This is a genomic window from Saccharothrix deserti, from assembly GCF_009769385.1.
GTDB lineage: Bacteria > Actinomycetota > Actinomycetes > Mycobacteriales > Pseudonocardiaceae > Actinosynnema > Actinosynnema deserti.
In genome coordinates, this window is the sequence record NZ_VKAB01000155.1 from 1 (window position 1) to 1128 (window position 1128).

2 protein-coding genes are annotated in these 1128 nt (G+C 70.7%); both read right to left on the reverse strand.

The window, feature by feature from the left end:
- Positions 1 to 27: 27 nt before the first annotated feature.
- Positions 28 to 606, reverse strand: a complete 579-nt coding sequence (locus FM051_RS49975) for a transposase (RefSeq protein WP_238413277.1) — start codon at positions 604 to 606, stop codon at positions 28 to 30.
- The coding region (locus FM051_RS49980; RefSeq protein WP_238413278.1) for a winged helix-turn-helix domain-containing protein at positions 603 to 1128 on the reverse strand (526 nt) is incomplete at its 5' end. The genes FM051_RS49980 and FM051_RS49975, both read right to left, overlap by 4 nt.

Sequence of the window (1128 nt, forward strand, 5' to 3'; positions counted from 1 at the left end):
TACTGACCTTTTCAGTTCAGGGTGACGTCATGGTGGCGTAGTGATCAATCCGGTTTGTGCGATGAACCCGTCGAGCAGGTCGGGGCGGTACTGCATCCGTTTGAGGCGGTTGCGGACCACCGCCGCCAGGCCGTCGATTCCGTACGGAGCCAGGTTGGCCAGGCTCCGCTTCAGGTGCGCCCACACTCCCTCGGCCGGATTCAGATCCGGGGCGTAGGGCGGCAGCCGGAACACCGTCAGCCACGATCGTCTCCCGATCAGCTCGCGCATGGCGGCGTCGACGTGGTGGGTGTAGTTGTCCCAGACCAGCACGATGTTCCCGCCGAGCTGCTGGTGGGCGGCGTCGAGCAGCTCGGCGAAGTCCTTCTCCCGGAAGCCCTTCTTCTCTCCGGCACGGCCGCGGTGGACCAGCATGCGGTAGATCAGCCGAGTGCGCCGGCCCGGTTTGCGGCAGACCATGCCCGCCAGCGACAGCCGCGCGGCCCCGGCGGTGCGCACCCGCAGCACCGGGGGCCGGCCGCGACGAGACCAGGTGCGTGCCCAGGGCGGGCGCAGCAGCTGCCCGGCCTCGTCGACGAAGCACAGCCACGCGTCCCGGGCCCTCACCGTTTTCCCACGCGTGGCCAGGTCTTTCTCACCCAGGTGGCCACGTCGTGCTCGTTGCGTTCGACGGCCCGGCGCACCGGAAGCTGCGGGGTGAAGCCCATGTCACGCAGGATGCGCCAGGTCTGCGCGGGGCTGAACCGGACGTGGAAACGCCGGGCGATCACGACTGCCACCCGGGCCAGGGTCCAGCCCTGCTCCTCGGCCCAGCCGTGCGCCGCCGGCCCCTTGTCCAGCTCCGTCGCCAGCCACGCCCGCCACTGCGGCCGCATCCGCGATCGACGCCCGGACGGACCCTTGGACCGCAGCGCCTGCACTCCGCCGGTCCGCCAGCGGGCATGCCAGGCGTAGGCGGACTTGCGGGAGACCCGCAGCAGCCGCGCTACCTGCGGCGGAGCCATCCCCTGGGCGAACAATTCGGCGGCCTCGAACCGCACCCGTTCCCGCCGGGCCCGTTGCTCCGCGGTCAGACCACCACCATCGGAATACCGCATCCCACCGGCATACACCCACCGGCATACACCC